Genomic DNA, 19,059 nt, shown 5'->3' on the forward strand with positions numbered 1-19,059 from the left:
ATCCCTCCAATCAGATGATGGTCTAGCAAACTCATTTATGATAAAATATTCTTCTGGACGACAAGATTTGATCTTTACAGACATTTCGATTATAATGTATAATGATATAAAAACCGAAAGGATGTTCGGTGTCATGGACGTAGTAGAACTATTCGCCGGTGTCGGCGGCTTCAGGATAGGTTTGGAAAAAGCCAGTCACGAATTCAATACAGTATGGGCGAATCAGTGGGAACCATCAACGAAATCACAGCCAGCGTTCGAGTGCTACACGAACCGGTTTCATACAGGTGAGCATTCCAACGAGGATATAGCAGAAGTCTGGCCGCAAGTACCAGAGCATGATTTACTCGTAGGTGGATTTCCTTGCCAGGATTACTCGGTAGCACGGACTCTGTCAGGGGAGAGTGGCATCCAAGGTAAGAAAGGTGTCCTTTTCTGGCAAATCATGAATATCGTTCAATCCCGTAAGCCGAAGTATTTGCTTCTTGAGAACGTCGACCGTCTCCTGAAGTCCCCCTCAAAGCAAAGAGGACGAGATTTTTCCGTCATGCTCGCCAGTTTGAGGGATGAAGGATATTATGTGGAGTGGAGAGTCATCAATGCCGCGGATTACGGTTTCGCACAGAGAAGACGACGCGTATTCATCTTCGCCTTTCACAAATCGACTTTGATAGCACAACGTCTTCAGAATGAAGGGCCTGAGGATATCCTTCATTCAAAAGGATTCTTCGTGAAGCAATTCCCTGTGAAGGAAGAACACAATCATCGCCACCCTGATCAAGAAGCGATACTCCCTACAGACATTGTGGAAGTTTCCGATCACTTCTCGCTTCCATATAAGAACAGCGGTATTTTGATAGGCAGTGATGTCTACAGTGCAGAACTCATTCCAGATTCGGACGTTTCCCCGGTCACATTGCGGGAAATACTCGAAGAAGCGAATGCGATCCAGGGAGAAGTGGATGAGAAGTATTATCTTAAGGAAGACAATGAAAACAAAAAAGGCCGTTCTGATTTCGAAGAGATGAAGTATCAGAAAGGTGCCAAGAGAGAGAAAAGGGTCTCCCAGACCGGACATGAGTACTATTATACGGAAGGTGGCATGGCGTTCCCTGAGAACCTCGATGCTCCCAGTCGTACGATGCTTACCAGTGAAGGGACCAAAAATCGGAGTTCCCATGTCGTAGAGGACTTGAATACCGGAAGAATCCGTTTTATCACTCCGCTCGAAGCGGAACTGCTTAATGGATTCCCACCTGACTGGACGAAAGGTTTCATGCCTGAACGGACAAGGTATTTCTGTATGGGCAATGCCTTGGTTACAGGAATCATAGAAAAAATAGGACATGAAATCCTCAAACTTCATAAAGAAGAAGAGGCAGAGGACCATGTCTCACAACTGGATTTATTTGAAACGGGAGTCGATCGGTGAGAGCGATCGGCTTTTTTTTGTGTCGGTATATTCAAATGTTATAGGGCCAGATAAAAAGGCAACATGAATACAAGTGTACGAAAGGAGTGATATCTTGGCTGACATCATGACTTCGGAGCAACGGAAAAAGACGATGAGCAGGATAAGGGCAAGGTCCAAGCTAGAAGATAAAGTGAGCAAAGCTTTATGGAATAGAGGTTATAGATTCAGGAAAAATGTCAGGAAATTAAGAGGTACACCTGATATCGTCATCCAGAAGTACAAAGTCGTCATTTTCATCGATTCCTGCTATTGGCATGCTTGCCCAGTACACGGTACTACCCCGAAATCGAATACGAAGTTCTGGAAAGATAAATTCGAGAGGAACAAGCAGCGGGATCAACGTGACAACCAGTATTACGAGGATAAAGGTTGGAACATATTGAGAGTATGGGAACATGACTTGAAGAAAGATGAATTCGAGGATACGGTACAGAGGATATCGGAATTTATAGACAAAGCGAAAGAGAAGGAATGAAATCCTTCTCTTTCTTAGTATGGAAAACCATAGATGATGTAGGAAATGTTCAACATCAGATGGAATGGTCTTCTCTTATGAAACTTAAGACTTCGTTTACAGCATAAGATTTGCAAGAAGACTCTGCTTTGTAGCTGATGGAGTTGAAATTGCAAGTAGCTATGTAAAGGTCAGCTTCCATTACTTCGATAGTGACCTTATGTCCGCTCAGCGGAAAATATATGATTTCAAATTTACTGAGCAAGATACTTGATCCCCCTTTGTAGATTGCCTTTGGCTTGAAGTGCCTCCTCCTTATTCTATCATCAATCTTTGAAAAATGAATCCGTATTTACATCCAGTGCATCTGCTTGACTTTCAATGGTAATCAAAAAGGGATTTTTCAGTCCCCGTTCCATCCCGCTGATATACGTCCTGTCGAAGCCGGATCGGAAGGCCACTTCTTCCTGTGATAATCCTTTTTCTAAACGAATATTCTTTAAACGTTGGCCGAATATCTGTCTGACTTCTGCTTCTCTTTTTTTGTCCATACCGGCATCATCGTATGAACTAACTTAGAGCACCATGGACTGACAGTCACTATTTTACATTTTATTATATATACTCAGTAGATGTAAGAAGTTAACATTTGATTAGAATATATTTAATTCTTTAGTATTAGTTATTATTGTTCAATCCATACCAAATATTATCATGATTTGTTATAATTTTGTTAAATAAAGCAAGTGAGGTGATAGTTTTGGGATCGACATTCAACTCTGATATAGATGTAGAAAAAGAAGTTTCCAAATTCATTGATTCATATATGTACTCCCTCCTAGGCTATCGTTACGAAAGAATGTACGATAAGGACAGCCAAAAAAAAGGAATAGACGTGTATATGAGAAAGCAGGAAGAAGAAGTTTTCATTGATGATAAATGCGCAATCTATTTTGCCAACAAGGATTTGAAGACTTTCACTTTCGAGCTCTCATATATGAGAGGGCCAGTTATGAAGCAGGGATGGTTCCTGGATCATAACCAAGTAACAACACACTATAATGTGATGTGGATGAAGACCAGGGATGGAGTTGAAGACACCCGCTCTATCAAATTCAATGACATTACAGAAATAGAAGCGATGATCATTTCTAAAAGGGAGTTACAGAAATTCCTTGAAACCATGGGGTACACTACAGACGATTTGATCGAGTTCGATAGCTTATTCAGAAATTCAGGGCTTCGTAGTAGAGAAATGTCAAGTGGCGTAGACATGATTATCTCTCGTCAACTACCTGAAAAACCGGTGAACATTAAAATAGAAAAAGAGATTCTCTCCCTTATAGCAGATGACCATTACATCGTGACTCCATATACATTGAGGGATTTGAAGAAAAAGAAGTACATAAGTAAACCTGATATCCCTGAGTGTGCATACTCCTATGTTTTACAAGCACCTACCTCAGAAATCGATAAGAAAAAAGAGGTCATCCGCTATTTGATGGAGGAAGGAGTAAAAGTCTTAATTTTCACTGATGGCCCGATTACATCAATCGGGGATTCTTATATAGAGAGTAAGATGCTTCAAGTTTTTATCAATGAGCAAATAACTTTAAACCGGTTGTCAGAGGTGTTCGATGGTGACAGGGTCGATGAGGTACATAGAATCTCATCAGATTACCCTGGATTCAACTTCGAACAATTCAAAATCGAACACGCTGCTGCAGAAGAGAATATGATTGTACAGGCAGGAGCTGGTACAGGGAAAACGACGGTGATGATTGATAGACTCCAATATCTGATGTTGAAAGAAAAAGTGAACCCAGTCGACATCGTCATGATCACCTTTACAAGGGACGCAGCCAAGCATATGTACGACAAATTGAAGGAGGCTCTCCTTAAAAAGTATAAATGTACTCACAATCCCCGTTTCTTGCACATCATTGAAGGATTGAATGATATGCGCATACAGACCATCCCTTCTTTCGGTAAAGACCTGTTGAAGGAATTGGGACAGTTAAGTGGTCTAGGGTTGAATTTCAAGTTGAGAAGTTTCAAAAGCGATAAGAAGAAATGGCTAGAAGAAGCCCTTGATGATCTTTTGGATGGCCGTGGAGTGGGAGATGACCTCAATGCACTTTTCAAACCTTTACAGTTCCATGAGTTCATAGATTGCGCCTATGATTTTTGGGAGAAGTTCGAGCAAAAAGGTTTTACCACAGATGAAATCGCTTCAGCTGAATTCGGAGAGTCATCGAATTATAGTGAAATGAATGAATTGGTGGAAAAAATGATAAAGAACACTTTGGAGAGATATATCCAGGTCAAGGACAAGACGAATTCTTTATCATTGAATGATTTGACCAGACATATTGATGAAATCCATAAAAAAGATGGATCCTCCATATTCGGCCACCTCCAGAAACCCGTAGACTATCTGTTCGTCGATGAGTTCCAGGATAGTGATGACTCTCAAATCAGATTATTCTCAGCCATACAAGAAGCTTTCCAGTCAAAAATGTTTGTGGTCGGCGATACGAAACAGTCCATATATCGCTTCAGAGGGGCGAACCATACAGCCTTCAAAGTCTTGTCTAAGCAACTGGCGAACAGGGGCATTCTGATAAACGATAAGGATTATAGACTATTCAAGAACTATCGTAGTACGACACAGTTGTTGGAAGAAATGGAGCGGTTTTTTTCATTCTGGAAACAGAAAGGCTGGTTGGATGACAGCATGGAAAGGCTGCAAGGGATGAATGATGGTGATGTGGACACTGAACACTTGACTATCACCAAAACGAATAAAAAGGATAAGAAGCAATTACGGCAAGAAGCGATGCAGTTGATTATGCAGAGGTTTCGAAAAGTAAAGCAGTTGAACAAGGAAAAGAATGAAGGGCATAAAGTAGCTGTCCTAACGAGGACGATTGCAGAAGCGAGGTTGGTGGACCGGTGGTGCCGGGAAGAAAATCTGTTTACGGACCTCAAAGTAGGCGGGGATTTCTTCACAAGTCCTTCCGTACGTGAGTTTCACAGCCTCCTTTTGTTCCTGCTGCACCCTGATGAACCGAAGTTCGCATTCCCTGTTATCAATGGTCCATACGGAAGGGGACGTATCCGAGCATCGAGCTTGGTCCACCCCGGTGGATTCCATCGTGATCTAAAGAGTTCTTTGCGGAATCATTCCCGGAAACTGTATGAGTATGTGGATGAATTGAAGTTCAAACCTGTCTTGTCTGTTTTAAGGACTATATTGTCGGAAAGTGAACTTTATGATTTCGTCTTTTCAAGGGAACGTAAAAGGCTTGAGAAGGATGGTTACAGTGATGAATATTCCGAGGAACAGATTAAGGAAATGGCTCGACTACACACTCTCAGATACAAACGGAATTTGGGGAAACTCTTCGAAAAAATCCATCAAGTATTTTCAGAAGAGTTCGTGACTTTGAATCAGATACAAAGTTGGCTTGAAATAAATATCGCTACTAACAGGGATGAAGACCAAGTTTTTGTAGAAGATGGAGACAGCAGTCTCCTCGACCGGATAAATATTCTGACGGCTCACAGGGCGAAAGGTTTGGAGTTCCATACAGTGGTCATCCCCTTCACGGACAGGATATTCGAAAATGTCTTCAATGAAATCCTTTTCGGAAAAAATGAAAGTTCAGACAGGGTCAAGGTAGGTTGGAGGATAAAGAAAATCAATGAAGGTGAGAAATACAATGATAACCATGGATTCATGTCCAAAGGTGAAAACGAGGAAATGAAAATGGAAGAGTCTCGCCTTCTTTACGTAGCTATGACTAGGGCGGAAAGGGAACTTTGCATCATCAGGAATTGGAAGAACGATAGACATCACTATACATGGTCCAGGATATTGGATATTTACAACAGGGGGTAGGGACATGGGCACAGTCAAAGTTCTGACTTATGAGAACCCGAATGGTTTTCATTTCATGGAAGAATTCGAGCCTTATGAGGGTTGTCTACACATATGTGCTACGCAGTCATTGAAAGGAAGTCTTGAAAAACGATTGAGAAAAGCACGGGTCACAAGTGCGAAGGCACTGGTGGACTCGTTCTACCCAGGATGGAACAATCCGGATGAAAGGTTCAGTCAATATGCAAAGCTCTCAGACCTTTTACGCAAGGGGTATAGAAGGTTGAATCCGAACATACTCAAGTCATTCAAACGGAACAAGCTGGATTTATTGATAACTATGAGGAACCTCACAGAGATAGGTCTGAGGCCGGAATATGTTTTACAGAAGGTGCAAAAGGAAGAAGAAGAGATTTTTTGTATGGTATGGAAGGATATGCTTCCGCACTTCGCCCAGTTCATGTCCGAGGCTGAATACAGGTTGAGTCCAAAAGGTATGGAATCCGTAATTGAACCATATCAGAATTCTAATCAAGCTAGAACCATTGTATTACATGGCTTTTACTATATATCACCAGTCCAGCATCATGTATTAACTAAAATGAAAGAAAAGGGATTCAATCTGGTTTTCCTCAATATGTACAGCAGGAGGTTCCCTTCCGTATTCAGTTTTTTGGAAGAGAATTTTTCAGAAACCTATGGATGGGCAACGGATGAAGATTGGATTTATGGAAGTGATGATGCACGGCCTAATGCAGATAAGTTTGCTTCCAAAATCGAAGGATCTTATAGACAAGGAGATATGGAAGGCATAGACACGAAATCTTACGAATTTATATTGGATTTTGTAGAAGATATCAACAAGACCAAAATCACTGGTAAAGAGAATATGGTATCTCCTTCGGCAGATGAATTGAATGAGAGGATAGAGGAATTCAATAGTGGGCTGAACACTAATAAACATCTACTATCTTATCCGATAGGCCAGTACCTTTTCCATCTCCATTCGATGTATGACGAGGACTATGGAGATGGAGGAGCATACCTTCTTCAAGGTCCTACACTGATGGAGTTCTTTTCTTCCGGGTGGTTGACTTTGGAAGGGGAAAACGCTAGAGACTATACCTACCAATTGAAAAAAATCCTTCCTTATTTCTCCGGGTGTGAAACTACGGAGGAATGGACGCGGAGAATGAAGGATCTGGTTTATTTCAAAGAAGGGTTGCAGGAACGTCACGAAAGGGAAATGCTAGAAGAAGGCTTAGGTGACTCTAATCACTTCAAGAAAGTCAGATTAAACCAGTTTAAGAGATTCTCTTACTTGTCAGTCCCTCTAAAAGAAATCAAGCTGATTGAAGCTTTCATGGAACGTATCATCGATGATGCGGCTTGGATGATGGATATTGAGCGGGAACGTTCTACAATAAGGGATCATTTCCTTAAGATACAAGACCTTGTTAAAGAAGCGGGTGTCAAAGAGAATCTTTTGCTGGAAGAGGAAAGAAGGCTTGTGGATGAATTGGAACAGGCCCTGAAAGTATATGGGGATGATGAAGATTACCATGTGGCCGATTTGGCTGATGCCTTGACCATCTACCTTGGTGATGGGTTCAAAAGTCCAGATGATAAGAGGGATGACGGATCTCCAGGAAAAGTCAAGCCGATGGAGCAGCTGGACGGTATGATATTGTCCGGCTCCAGGAGTGTCCACATTTGTGCTTTCGATGAAAAAAGTTACCCTATGAAGAGTGCACCGATGCCTTGGCCATTGTCCAAAAAGACGATTGCGGCATTAGATACTCAAGCGACAGATATGTATCTGTTCAGAGAGAAGCACCAAGTTTCCATCTCCAGATATCTGTTCTTCCTCGCTTTGAGTTCTGAAAAAACACTCAAATTATCTTGGATCAAAAACTGGAACGATCAGGAGGACCTTGCACAGAACGTTTATATGGACCTACTCAATCTGGAGGTAGCCAATCATAGTGATACACCACAAGAATTCAATCCTGTTGATATCGACTACGACTTCGATTTGCTAGGTGGACAGACTTCGAATGTGGTCCAATACCCAAGTGAAGAAATGGCCGAAGCTAGTTTATGCGCTAGAAGAGTGTATTATAGTTCGGTATTGCAAACACATTCCTCTTATCAAAACGACTTCCATCAATCTTTTCTGATCGGTAACCTAGTCAAACAGGCCGGAGCTTCAGGCAAGGACAAAGGTGTAATACTGAGTTGGATGAAAGGGATGTTCCCGCATTTCAGCGAAGTCAGGTTGAAATCGATTATTGAGTCCAATTCATCAAAGAAATTGTTAGAGAGTCAAAGACATTTCGGGAAACAGAAAAGGGATTATGACGGCTTTAAATATGATACTGCCATCACTTACTTCCAATTCCTCACTCACAGAGGAGGCTTCACGCAGGAAAAATGGAAGGAGTCCATGACATATTTGGGGGAAGACCCAGTGAAATCTTATAAGAAGCTGAAACTTGAGGACAAGTTCGATGCTGATTCGATGCCCGAGGCTTCTCCTTCTGCACTTTGCAAGTATTGCCCTCACTCTTATCATTGTGAAGCTTCAATTTTCCATGCGGATATGAGAGGGCAGGAGGAGGAAGTTTGATATGAACTCTTCATTACATTCAGCCCTCGACTTCTATTTAGGGGAGAGGCGTATCGAGGGAAACGAAACACTATATATAAGGGGAGCCAGAGATGGAATCCTTGAAGGTATCACCCTTAGTGGAGAACAGATGAAAATCACACATCTTCCCGTCAACCAACTCATGATAAAAGGGGCGGCCGGTAGCGGGAAAAGCATCACCCTGGTTTCAAGGATGATAAAGAAGATGGCGGAGAGTACACGACGTAATTTCCTATTCGTCTCCTTCAACTATCAATTGGTCATGGATGCAAGATACAGATACAATAAATCTCCGGTGCGTGCGAAATTGGAGGCTCTTGGGAACCGTATCGAATTCCTGACTTTCCATGAACTTGCCTATCAGATGCTTGGGCGTTGCGGCCAAGAAGTACCTAAATTCGGCACAGGACACAAAAACCTTTATAGACATGACGATAATATGAAAGCGAAAATGATGATACTCCTCGATAAGTTGGGAGGGGAGGAGTTCAAGGACTGCGCCCCACTCCATACTATAAAGCGGAACAAGAACATCGAGTTCCTGATGGATGAGTTCTCTTGGATGAAAGGGACAGGTTTCGTGTCCTTGGAGGATTATCTTGAGTGTGAACGTAAAGGGAGGGGAAGGCTGCCGCGCATATCAGTGGAGCAGAGGAAGACGGTATTCAAATTGTTCGAGGAATACCTAGCACTTCAACGACAGGACTTTTCAAACAGGATAGACAAGGACGATTACGCCCTCCTCATTCTGAAGAATATGGAGCGTTTGAATGTAGAAGACCTCTTCGACTTCATATACGTAGACGAGGTACAAGATCTCCAGCCGATGCAACTGAAAGTTCTTGTGGATTTGTGTAAGGAAGAATTCATCATGAGTGGAGATGACAAGCAACGCGTGTACAAAAGCAGCCCTTTCTCTTATAGGGACCTTGGCCTGGATATCACGAACCGGAATAACATAGTACTGGCGAAGAATTGGCGGTCGACCTATGAAATCATGAAAGTGGCTAATTCACTCAAATTCGATAAGACATCAGATGATACAAAGTATGAAAATGAAAAGTACTTCAGGAAAGGCGGGAATAAGCCTGAAATCACCGCTTCGAAAAGTAGAAGGGTAATGCTCGATAAGGTCGCAGAAAAAATCCATGTCATTTATGAAGATAACCCTGGGTCCCATATAGCCGTACTTCACAGATATAACAATTCCGGTAACGAATACAGCACCAAAAGTTATTTGAGCAAACATTTCAAGGTCAGGACATCAATACAAGAAAATGTAGAAAAGGGCAGCCTTTATTTCATCGAAGCTAAAGCAGCAAAAGGGCTAGAATTCGATTACGTGTTCATTCTCGACTTCGATAAGAACTATTATCCTCACCTAGAAGAAACAATAGAATTGGAAAAGAAAAAACAGCCCACTCAATCTTATAAAGAAGATTATGAGGAACTTCTGCAAAAGGAAAAGAGGATACTGTATGTCGCGATGACCCGGGCTAAAAAAGAGTTGGTCCTCCATTACTGTTATGACAGAAATGCTGAGATTGAAATTTCTCCTTTCATCAAGGATATCCATAATAAGGACTATGTGGCTAAAGGATTCAGGAAAACCTTGGTTTGATGTCAGTAAGCTGCTGGTGCATGGCTTATCTTGAAATAAACAGGTTGAATTAGGGGGGCTTTATCCCCCCGGTTCTAGTTTATTACATATAGAAATTCAAGTGTATTTATATAGAGGTGATAATGTATGAGAACGATGGACCCTGAGGTACTGGATGAAGCATTGAATTTTTATTTCAGTATTGAAAGTTCAAGGGGAGATCGAGAGGCGATGAAAAATACAAATGTTGAAAAAGGAGTTATTTTTCATGACGAGGATTCTCTTGTTGAGGAACTGAGGGGAATGGACCTTCAGTTTATTGATAAACGTCGGAAAGGTGGATGTTTATGGGTCGTAGGAGGGGCAGAGCTTGATTCAGTAATGAATAAGTTTGCTGGTAGAGGCATTAGATTCATTTTTATCCCCAATGGTGGTAGGGCTACAAAAAAGAAACCTGGATGGTTCACTAAGTGGCGAGAATAAAATAGAGTGAGCCACGCCTATCTATAACCAGGAGATATTGACCTGTATGCTTTTCTTTACTAAATGAAGTAAATAACTGAATTAATCTCTTAATGTAAAGTGGTGTTAAAATGCAAACAATCGTAAAATTTTCAGAATTGAATAACTCAAACCTTACAGTAGAAGCAATATATGAAGGAGGGCCACAGGATAATGTCTCTGCCGATCCTATAAGTAAATTGCTGAATTGTGAGAACATGGGTGGTTTCCGTATATCAGGTCAAAAGAAACTACATAAATACAAGTTATGTGGAATATACACAGACATGGTCAATGCAGACTGGCCAGATATGATAGAAAAAGAAACAGGAAAGTTTATTTACTTTGGGGATAACCGCAAACATGGCTCGGAACTTCATGATACTCCTAAGGGTGGCAATGAGCTATTAAGATATTCCTTTGACCAATTGCATTTAGGAAAGAGACACCAAATTCCACCATTTTTTATTTTCAGTAAATCAGGCAATAGAAGGGATGTTGTGTTTCAAGGTTTGGGAGTGCCTGGTCATCCAGATGTCAATTATTATGAAGACTTGGTAGCAATTTGGAAATTGAGGGAAGGGAAGAGGTTTCAGAATTACAAAGCAGTTTTCACTATACTTGATGTTTCAACAATCAGTAGGGAGTGGATAGAAGATCTTAATAAAGGAAAAACCCTTACAGAAAATGCTCCAGAAGAATGGGTGAAGTGGGTTGAGGAAGGTATATATAAACCACTGACTGCTGAGAGAACGATTGAACATCGTTTGAGGAAGGAACAGATACCGACTTCTTCAAGAAGATATGAGATGGTAGAGACAATCATCGAGTATTTTAAAGGACATACCAATGGTGAGTATGCTTTTGAAGAATGTGCAGCTGAAATAGTTAAGATGATGGATAGTAACATTGTTGAGTGTATAGTTACTAGACCGTGGAGGGACAATGGACGTGACGCTGTAGGGAAATACAGAATAGGTTTACCCCAAAACGCTGTTAAAGTGGATTTTGCACTTGAGGCGAAGTGCAAAATATTCACGAGCGGTTGTGGTGTTTCTGAAACCTCCAGATTAATTAGTCGATTGAGACATCGTCAGTTCGGTATATTTGTTACGACCTCATATGTAAGTGATCAAGCATATAAAGAGATAAAAATAGATGAACATCCTGTCATAATCATCTGTGCGGATGACATAGGTGCTATTTTAGAAGGGCAGGGATTCAGGGAACGTGGAACAGTAGAAACATGGTTATGCACTAATTTTCCTTACTAACTGCATACAATATAATAAAAAATATATAGAAAGAATCTCCAATAAAAATTACTCCACTAACTCACTCAGTTGACTAAATACAGGTCTCTTACTTACTTTATTTAATACGTTAGGTAATATTCATAGTATATCCAAATAATCTAGAAGTTTGATAAATGTCGGGTTTCCGTCGTTTTGGCAAAAACCTCTTACCCATTGTCTCATATCGAGTGGATTACTATGGTTAGATCCGATGTTTATAATGAAAGAGAGACATCACACAGCAGTTTAATGGTAGGGAATTATGAAAATAACGCTCGGGGTAATAAGTCAAATCAAGAAGGAAGATAGGTAATGGCGGGTTACATTTTTAACCTTGATAGTGAGGAATCATTGAGCGATATTATTGAAAAGGGTGTATATAGCACCAAATTGAATGTACCTAAAAACGGAATCTGGAATATTCCGATTGAAGGTACATTTGCTGACTATTTAAGTATGAAGAAAGGTGATAATGTTTACTTTTTTTTGAATAGAAAAGTATATGGCATTGGAGAATTAATTAATATCGGAAGCGATTGTAAATATTTGAATTTCCCAGAAGCGGATTTTCCTTCACTAGTAGATTATAATTCTATTAGAAAAGAGCTTCTGTTAGATAATGGAGTAGAAAGTTTGAATAACAGGTTTATATGCACCTTTAAGCCTTCACCAGATTTCTTTAGTAATGGAATAGATATGGATGATGTACTCTCCTCTAATCAAAAAGTTTTCGGATGTTGAGAGCATTCTGGAAGCTATCTTTTTTAAAGGTTGATGATGAAGAAAACCGTGCATTAAAAGATATAATTTTAAAAAGGAACGAAGAATTCTTGATAGGTAACGGTGGGAAGTACACTAGTATGGTGTCCCTCCATCCACAAATCACTAAAAAGCTAAATGAAGAGTATTAGATAATATCATCGAATATCTTGGAGATTTGCTCAAAAGGTACATATATAAAACATGAAATGGCAATAGAAGCGGGAATCATTGATTTATTGACTAAAAAAGAATTAACAGTTTTGGGAAAATGGGATTATATTTCTCACCAAGTAGTTGCTTCACCATTTAAACCTATTGATTATATGGATAAGATGGATATATTCGGATATAAATTCATTCCTGGTTATTCTACTATTTCAAAGTATTTAATAATTGAGATCAAGAAAGGCAAAGCTTCTATAAATGCAGTGGAACAACTGATGAAATACGTGGATTGGGTTAATCAAGAATACTCATTTGGTGATTATTCAATGATCAACGCTTTTCTTGTAGCACATGATATTCCTAAGGAAGTTATAGATTTTAGAAACAAGCATGGCAAAAGAAATTATATCAAGGGACGTAGACCAGTGATTCCGACTGAATGGAACAACATAAGGCTTATCAAATACAGTTTTGATAAGGTTAATAAGAAGTTGAAATTTGAAGAAGTGAAGTAGGATTAAAATTTCGCTTCTTTTGGTGTGTGAACACAAAATTATATAAATTCAGAAGCAGGTTTCACAGTACTCTACCGGGATGAGATAGTTGTATGATCCTGTTAATGTTGTCCATTGTTCAGCACGATATTTCTACACTGAAATCAGGGACAAATATGATGAGGTACTTATACGTGGATTGTATGCGACTCAAATATGAAGAACTGGCAAACAAATGTACCTGAAGCATTCCTAAGTCCCTACCAGATGGGGCACTTAGCCGGGATTGGTGAAGGAAAAGTCAACGGAATTCCGATTCGCATTGAACCAGTAATCACGCGCCATGATTGGAAGACCATACATAAAGGATGGATAACGATGCCCATTTACAATAAACTCGTCCGGGACAAAATTCCGGACATTATCGCAAAGTCAGGCAAGTCTTATGAAATCCAGCATCTATCTGATAAAGCCTATGTTAAAGAACTAGAGAGGAAGTTGGTCGAAGAAACAGAAGAATATCTAGAAACAGGAAATGACGAGGAGTCAGTCGAAGAACTTGCTGACTTTCTAGAGCTGGTGAGGGCTCTAGCTGTCCGACACGGTTGCTCGTTTGATGAGCTCGAAGACGTAAGAAGACGTAAAGCGGAAGAAAGAGGCGCCTTTAAGGAGAGAATCTATCTGGTCGAGGTAGAAGATGAGTCATAAATTGAGAGTAGGAGAGTTGCAAGCTTTCTACTTGACCGAAGAGGAAGTGTGGCGGTTCTTCACGATTGTGCTGACGACCAAATCGAAGAAGTCGGCTACGTATAAGTACGGTCTGTTGAAAGCGATGATTGAGAACTTGTACCAGGTCGACTCCGAAGGCGAAGTGACGTACGACCAGCTCGCTTATTCGTTCGCCAAAATCTATTGGAACCTCGTCATCCACCACGACTTGGAGCAGGGGACGAGAGGCTCCGCTGTCGTTAAGAGATTGTTAGAAATCAGTGAGGAGCACCAGATTCCGAAAGATATCACCTTCGACAGGCTGGATCCCCCCATCCAGATCAAGGCAGCGAAACGAATAAAATCCGTCATGAAGACGAATGTATTCGGCGCGCTTTACGGAGATACGCGAGGGTCATTTTATGCGTTCGATCATAAGAAGGAGCGATTCCGCTTCAATGGGTATGTTCTTACGTTCATGAGGAAATATCAGCGACTACTGGTCGATCTCGTTAACTACCATATGGCGAAAATGATTGAGCAGTTAAACGCTGTCCCCCATATCAACTATCTCTTAGGAAAAGTCGAAAGCATTGCACAGCGCTCTACCTTGAAACCGTTCGAGCGGGTGTTAATGCAGTATTTTGAGGAAAGATGTTTCTATTGTAAAAAGTCTCTGGGTAAGGGGAACGTGCAGACCCATGTCGATCACTTCATCCCTTGGTCGTTTGTACAATCCGATCACCTGTGGAACCTTGTATTATCCTGTAGCACATGTAATACGTCGAAGAACGACAGGCTCCCGGTCCGGGAATTCCTGGATGATGTGGTTACGAGGAACGAACAGCTGCTCAATTACGAGGACCTCGTCATACGAGATCAGGACCTCTCGAATTATGAGGAGAAAAAAATGGTACATCTCTACGAATATTCGATTCAGAACGGTTATGAAGGCACCTGGTTTCCGTGATGGATGTAAGGAGAATGAGTAGGTATTTTGTTTTATTCTAAAAAACTTTAATACCCGGCTTACTTGATTCTAATCTTTTATTTTATGGAAATGATTCTTTTGTTCTAAATAGAAGAGACCGTCCACCGCATGCTTAAGTGGATGTAAGAGACTTGTGACTAGGAAGCGTGGGGACGGTTCGTGCGCTTCCTAAGTATATAAATGTTATATGATTGTATGATCTCGAGAAGGTAGGCGAATTTCAGATTGAATTCTTTTGTCGAAGGGAATGGGGGATATATAAATAGGAGGTAGATAAGATGAGTAAATTAAAAGCCCTCGTGCTCAATGCATCTTTAAAACAGACGAGTGCTGGAGAACCTTCTAATACAGGAGGACTCAGTCAAGAGGTATTAAATATAATGGAAGACGAAGGTGCAGAGACGGAAATGGTGCGGCTGGCCGATTATCATATTCCTTTCGGGATTAGTGCTGACCTGGGGGGAGAGGATGAATGGCCGCTGATTCTGGAGAAAGTGAAGGAAGCAGACATCGTCATGATCGGAACCCCGATATGGTTGGGAGAGAAAAGCAGCCTGGCTAAACTTGCGATTGAAAGACTGGATGGAAGCAGTAGTGAAACGAATGAAAAAGGACAGTCCATTTTCTATAATAAAGTTGGTGGTGTGATCATCACAGGAAATGAAGATGGTGCCAAAAAGGCAGCCTCTTCGATTTTATATGCCCAGTCAAATCTCGGCTTTTTGATTCCTCCGAATGTGGATACGTACTGGGTCGGAGAAGCCGGTCCAGGGCCATCCTATTTGGATGTGGATGGAAATAACAATGAATTTACGAAGGGTCATGTGAAGATGCTTGCTTATAATACACTGCACCTTGCCCGGATTTTAAAAGAGAATCCGATCCCGGCTGTAGGGAATGTGATGCAGTAAAGCACTAAAAAGGGAAGCGCGGGGACGGGTTCATGCGCTTCCTAAGCATATAAATGATGATTGTTACAGGAGAGGGGAGCCATTCGGGCTTTTCTCTCTTTTTTGCTGTTCTTTAAATGGATCTGAATGAGCAAAGTTCCTCCTGCACCTATTAAAGGTCCCAAAATCTATTCTTTTTGACCCATAGGGAACCTTATATTTTCATACTTCAATTAGATTCGAACCGAACTTGGGGAAGCACAAGAACCGTCCCTGCGCTTCCTATGTTACCTTAATTATAAATCAACTAAAGGAGTATTCTGATTCTATGTGTCCTGAAAGTACTTATAAGAGCGAGGAAGAATTGATCGATCAGTTGAAAAACAAGAAAGAAACGTTCTGGTCCAATGAATCACTTAAACCTTATTACACGCTTGAAAAGAACCTGCCTATTCCTACCGGAGACCTTCATGAAGCAGAAAAGCTTCTTCAAAGGTTTACTCCATATTTAGAAGAAGTTTTTCCAGAAACCAAGAAAATGAACGGAATCATTGAATCTCCCATTCGCGGCATCCCTTCTATGCAACAGGAATTGGAAAAGCGATACCAACAATCCATTCCTGGCCATTTGTATGTAAAGTGTGATCATGATCTTCCGATAGCTGGGTCCATAAAAGCGCGAGGAGGTATTTATGAAGTATTAAAATACGCGGAAGGGCTGGCCATAAAACATGGAAAGCTTACAAAAGATGACGACTATTCCAAATTAGCCAATCCCGAATTCAAGCAGTTCTTTTCTAACTTTTCGATAGCTGTAGGATCCACAGGAAATTTGGCTTTAAGTATAGGCATCATGAGTGCAGTTTTAGGCTTTCAGGTAACGGTTCATATGTCCGTGGACGCAAAAGAATGGAAGAAAGAGTTACTCAGGGATAAAGGTGTAGTGGTGGTGGAGCATGATAGAGACTTTTCTTTTGCCGTAAACGAAGGTCGGAGACAATGTCAGGAGCAAAAGAACTGTTATTTTATTGATGACGAAAATTCCAAGGATTTATTCTTAGGCTATGCCGTGGCTGCTTTGCGCCTTAATGAGCAGTTAAAACAGGAGAATATAACAGTTAATGCGGAACATCCGCTAGTGGTTTATTTACCTTGCGGTGTAGGAGGAGGCCCTGCGGGGATCACTTATGGACTGAAGTATGTTTTCGGGGATCATGTGCACTGTTATTTTGCAGAGCCGACCAGCTCTCCGTGCATGATGCTTGGTCTAGCTACAGGAAAACATGAGGACATTTCCGTTCAGGATATCGGGCTTGATAATAAGACGGAAGCGGATGGATTAGCTGTTGGACGACCATCAGCTTTGGCTGGCCGGCTGGTAGAAAATATGGTGAACGGCATTTATACGATCAACGACGAAAACTTGTACAAGCTATTAGCCCTTTTGCATGAATCTGAAGGTATTTCCCTCGAGCCATCGGCACTTGCCGGCATGTACGGTCCTTCTTCCATTGACATTCAACAACAGTTAGGCCACATGTACGGCTCCCGTTTAAGTCATGCTACTCATTTAGTCTGGGCAACAGGTGGAAGTTTGGTGCCAAAAGATATTATGGAAGGTTTTGTTTCTAAAGGTACATCATTTCTTCGTGAGGAAGAATAGAAGAAACTAACCTGTTGTAGTGATCCTGTGAAATCAGTTAGAGAAAATTTTGCACCTATGGTTCTATGGTGGGGGGCGAATATATAAGTTATTAAAAGACTGAGAATGTCATGGGGAGCTCTTGACGAACATTATTAAACGCATATAAAACCACAGGTCTGGGATCAAACTCAGTCTATGAATCAAAGAAGAATCCTACGAACCAAAAAAGTTTGTAGGGTTCTTCTTTGTTTCAATATAAGGAAGGAATTGATTTTGGCTTTAGCGTACAAGTTTGTATTTCTACCAGCAAAACAATTTCAGCTGGCTCGCCTTCATTTTTCTTCTGTTCGCTTGCAATGTGTCCATGATCGGTTATGTCATCAATGAAAGAGTAGGGGCCATTGTCTACAATATCTTTCATAGTTACATCCTTTCGGTCACGCTCATACTTGTTTCTACCATTATAACGTTAGATTGGTTATTGATGGTCAGCCTTATTTGGACGGCTCATATCGGGATGGATAGGATGATTGGTTACGGTTTAAAGTATCATAGTGGTTTCAAAGATACACATTTTCAAAAGGTCTAGGAGGGAGAGATGGTCGAATATTTCCCGAAGAATGTAACAAACATATACGTAAAATCAGAGGAGATCATTTGGTTGGCGTATTTCTTTATTGTTCCATTGTATGGGGGGGCGCGTCCCTGAAAAAAGAGTTGTGCCCTTTCGTCGTGACGGAAAAGCAAATGACAAGGGAACAAGTATAGTACCTCGCAGCTTTTTTACTCCATAAATCAAAATCTCCATTTCCGATGGAGTTATTAATCCTGAGTCGGAATCAATTGAACCAATGGCAATATCCTTATCTCTATGACCATATTTTTTATAAAAAACCTATTGCATCGTTTCGAATCACATGATATATTATTACTTGTCGCTTTAAGAGAGCGGCTAGCCGCAAATGGCTTAACGAAATAAATCATAAAAAAGTTGTTGACGAAAACAGCAGGAAATGATATATTTATTTAGTCGCTTTTTTTAAGCGGTAAACAAAAAAATGATCTTTGAAAACTGAACGAACCAACCAGTACGTCAAAACATTTCTTCTTTTATAGAAGAGATTTGGAACAAGCACATTCGGTGTGCAAATGAGCAAGTCAAACTTAACTTTTATGGAGAGTTTGATCCTGGCTCAGGACGAACGCTGGCGGCGTGCCTAATACATGCAAGTCGAGCGCGGGAAGCGAGCGGATCCTCATCTGAGGTGAAGCTCGTGGAACGAGCGGCGGACGGGTGAGTAACACGTGGGCAACCTGCCTGTAAGATCGGAATAACCCCGGGAAACCGGGGCTAATGCCGGGTAATACTTTCTTTCGCATGAAGGAAAGTTGAAAGATGGCTTCTTGCTATCACTTACAGATGGGCCCGCGGCGCATTAGCTAGTTGGTGAGGTAACGGCTCACCAAGGCGACGATGCGTAGCCGACCTGAGAGGGTGATCGGCCACACTGGGACTGAGACACGGCCCAGACTCCTACGGGAGGCAG

At 41.2% G+C, this 19,059-nt stretch carries 15 protein-coding genes and 1 rRNA gene; 15 read left to right on the top strand and 1 reads right to left on the bottom strand.

Features of this window, described 5'->3' with window-relative positions; genetic code table 11:
- The first annotated feature begins 133 nt into the window (after positions 1–133).
- Together dcm and BLS23_RS09215 are read left to right on the top strand one after the other, a co-directional pair.
- Positions 134–1,432, top strand: coding sequence for a DNA (cytosine-5-)-methyltransferase (gene dcm, locus BLS23_RS09210; protein WP_244157151.1), 1,299 nt, complete (start codon positions 134–136; stop codon positions 1,430–1,432).
- A gap of 94 nt (positions 1,433–1,526) precedes the next feature.
- Positions 1,527–1,949: a very short patch repair endonuclease gene (locus BLS23_RS09215; RefSeq protein WP_089652251.1), complete on the top strand. Its 423-nt coding sequence runs from the start codon at positions 1,527–1,529 to the stop codon at positions 1,947–1,949.
- 305 nt (positions 1,950–2,254) lie between these two features.
- On the opposite strand, the gene BLS23_RS09225 is transcribed toward BLS23_RS09215, so the two are convergent.
- Positions 2,255–2,479 (bottom strand): helix-turn-helix domain-containing protein, encoded by a 225-nt coding sequence (locus BLS23_RS09225; protein ID WP_089652253.1) that lies wholly within the window; start codon positions 2,477–2,479, stop codon positions 2,255–2,257.
- A gap of 209 nt (positions 2,480–2,688) precedes the next feature.
- Here BLS23_RS09225 and BLS23_RS09230 point away from each other — a divergent pair, with 209 nt between their 5' ends.
- The 13 genes from BLS23_RS09230 to BLS23_RS09290 all read left to right on the top strand — a co-directional run.
- Positions 2,689–5,832, top strand: a complete 3,144-nt coding sequence (locus tag BLS23_RS09230; protein ID WP_089652254.1) for a UvrD-helicase domain-containing protein — start codon at positions 2,689–2,691, stop codon at positions 5,830–5,832.
- Between the two features lie 4 nt (positions 5,833–5,836).
- On the top strand, positions 5,837–8,440 hold the full coding sequence (locus BLS23_RS09235; RefSeq protein ID WP_089652255.1) for a hypothetical protein: 2,604 nt from the start codon (positions 5,837–5,839) through the stop codon (positions 8,438–8,440).
- Between the two features lies 1 nt (position 8,441).
- Entirely contained in the window at positions 8,442–10,082 is a 1,641-nt protein-coding gene (locus tag BLS23_RS09240) for a 3'-5' exonuclease (protein WP_089652256.1), read from the top strand.
- A gap of 210 nt (positions 10,083–10,292) precedes the next feature.
- Entirely contained in the window at positions 10,293–10,544 is a 252-nt protein-coding gene (locus tag BLS23_RS09245; RefSeq protein WP_143015247.1) for a hypothetical protein, read from the top strand.
- Positions 10,545–10,654: 110 nt separating this feature from the next.
- Positions 10,655–11,836 carry a restriction endonuclease gene (locus tag BLS23_RS09250; RefSeq protein WP_089652258.1) on the top strand — a complete coding sequence of 394 codons (1,182 nt, stop codon included), beginning with the start codon at positions 10,655–10,657 and terminating at the stop codon, positions 11,834–11,836.
- 333 nt (positions 11,837–12,169) lie between these two features.
- Positions 12,170–12,598, top strand: a complete 429-nt coding sequence (locus BLS23_RS22020) for a hypothetical protein (RefSeq protein ID WP_089652259.1) — start codon at positions 12,170–12,172, stop codon at positions 12,596–12,598.
- A gap of 227 nt (positions 12,599–12,825) precedes the next feature.
- The gene (locus BLS23_RS22025) at positions 12,826–13,299 is read left to right on the top strand and encodes an endonuclease NucS domain-containing protein (protein ID WP_089652260.1); all 474 of its coding nucleotides are present in this window, start codon (positions 12,826–12,828) and stop codon (positions 13,297–13,299) included.
- Positions 13,300–13,494: 195 nt separating this feature from the next.
- Positions 13,495–13,986, top strand: a complete 492-nt coding sequence (locus BLS23_RS09265; RefSeq protein ID WP_341845041.1) for a nucleoside triphosphate pyrophosphohydrolase — start codon at positions 13,495–13,497, stop codon at positions 13,984–13,986.
- Positions 13,976–14,956, top strand: a complete 981-nt coding sequence (locus tag BLS23_RS09270) for an HNH endonuclease (RefSeq protein WP_089652261.1) — start codon at positions 13,976–13,978, stop codon at positions 14,954–14,956. Before BLS23_RS09265 ends, BLS23_RS09270 begins: the two co-directional genes overlap by 11 nt.
- A gap of 299 nt (positions 14,957–15,255) precedes the next feature.
- Entirely contained in the window at positions 15,256–15,888 is a 633-nt protein-coding gene (locus tag BLS23_RS09275) for a flavodoxin family protein (RefSeq protein WP_089652262.1), read from the top strand.
- Positions 15,889–16,195: 307 nt separating this feature from the next.
- A complete protein-coding gene (locus tag BLS23_RS09280) occupies positions 16,196–17,530 on the top strand; it encodes a D-serine ammonia-lyase (protein WP_089652263.1) in 1,335 nt (444 codons plus the stop codon).
- 274 nt (positions 17,531–17,804) lie between these two features.
- Positions 17,805–18,101 carry a DUF4260 domain-containing protein gene (locus tag BLS23_RS09285; protein WP_089652264.1) on the top strand — a complete coding sequence of 99 codons (297 nt, stop codon included), beginning with the start codon at positions 17,805–17,807 and terminating at the stop codon, positions 18,099–18,101.
- Between the two features lie 581 nt (positions 18,102–18,682).
- Positions 18,683–19,059: ribosomal RNA gene (locus tag BLS23_RS09290) — 16S ribosomal RNA — on the top strand; the annotation flags it as partial.

This window comes from Halobacillus aidingensis (assembly GCF_900104185.1).
Taxonomy (GTDB): domain Bacteria; phylum Bacillota; class Bacilli; order Bacillales; family Halobacillaceae; genus Halobacillus; species Halobacillus aidingensis.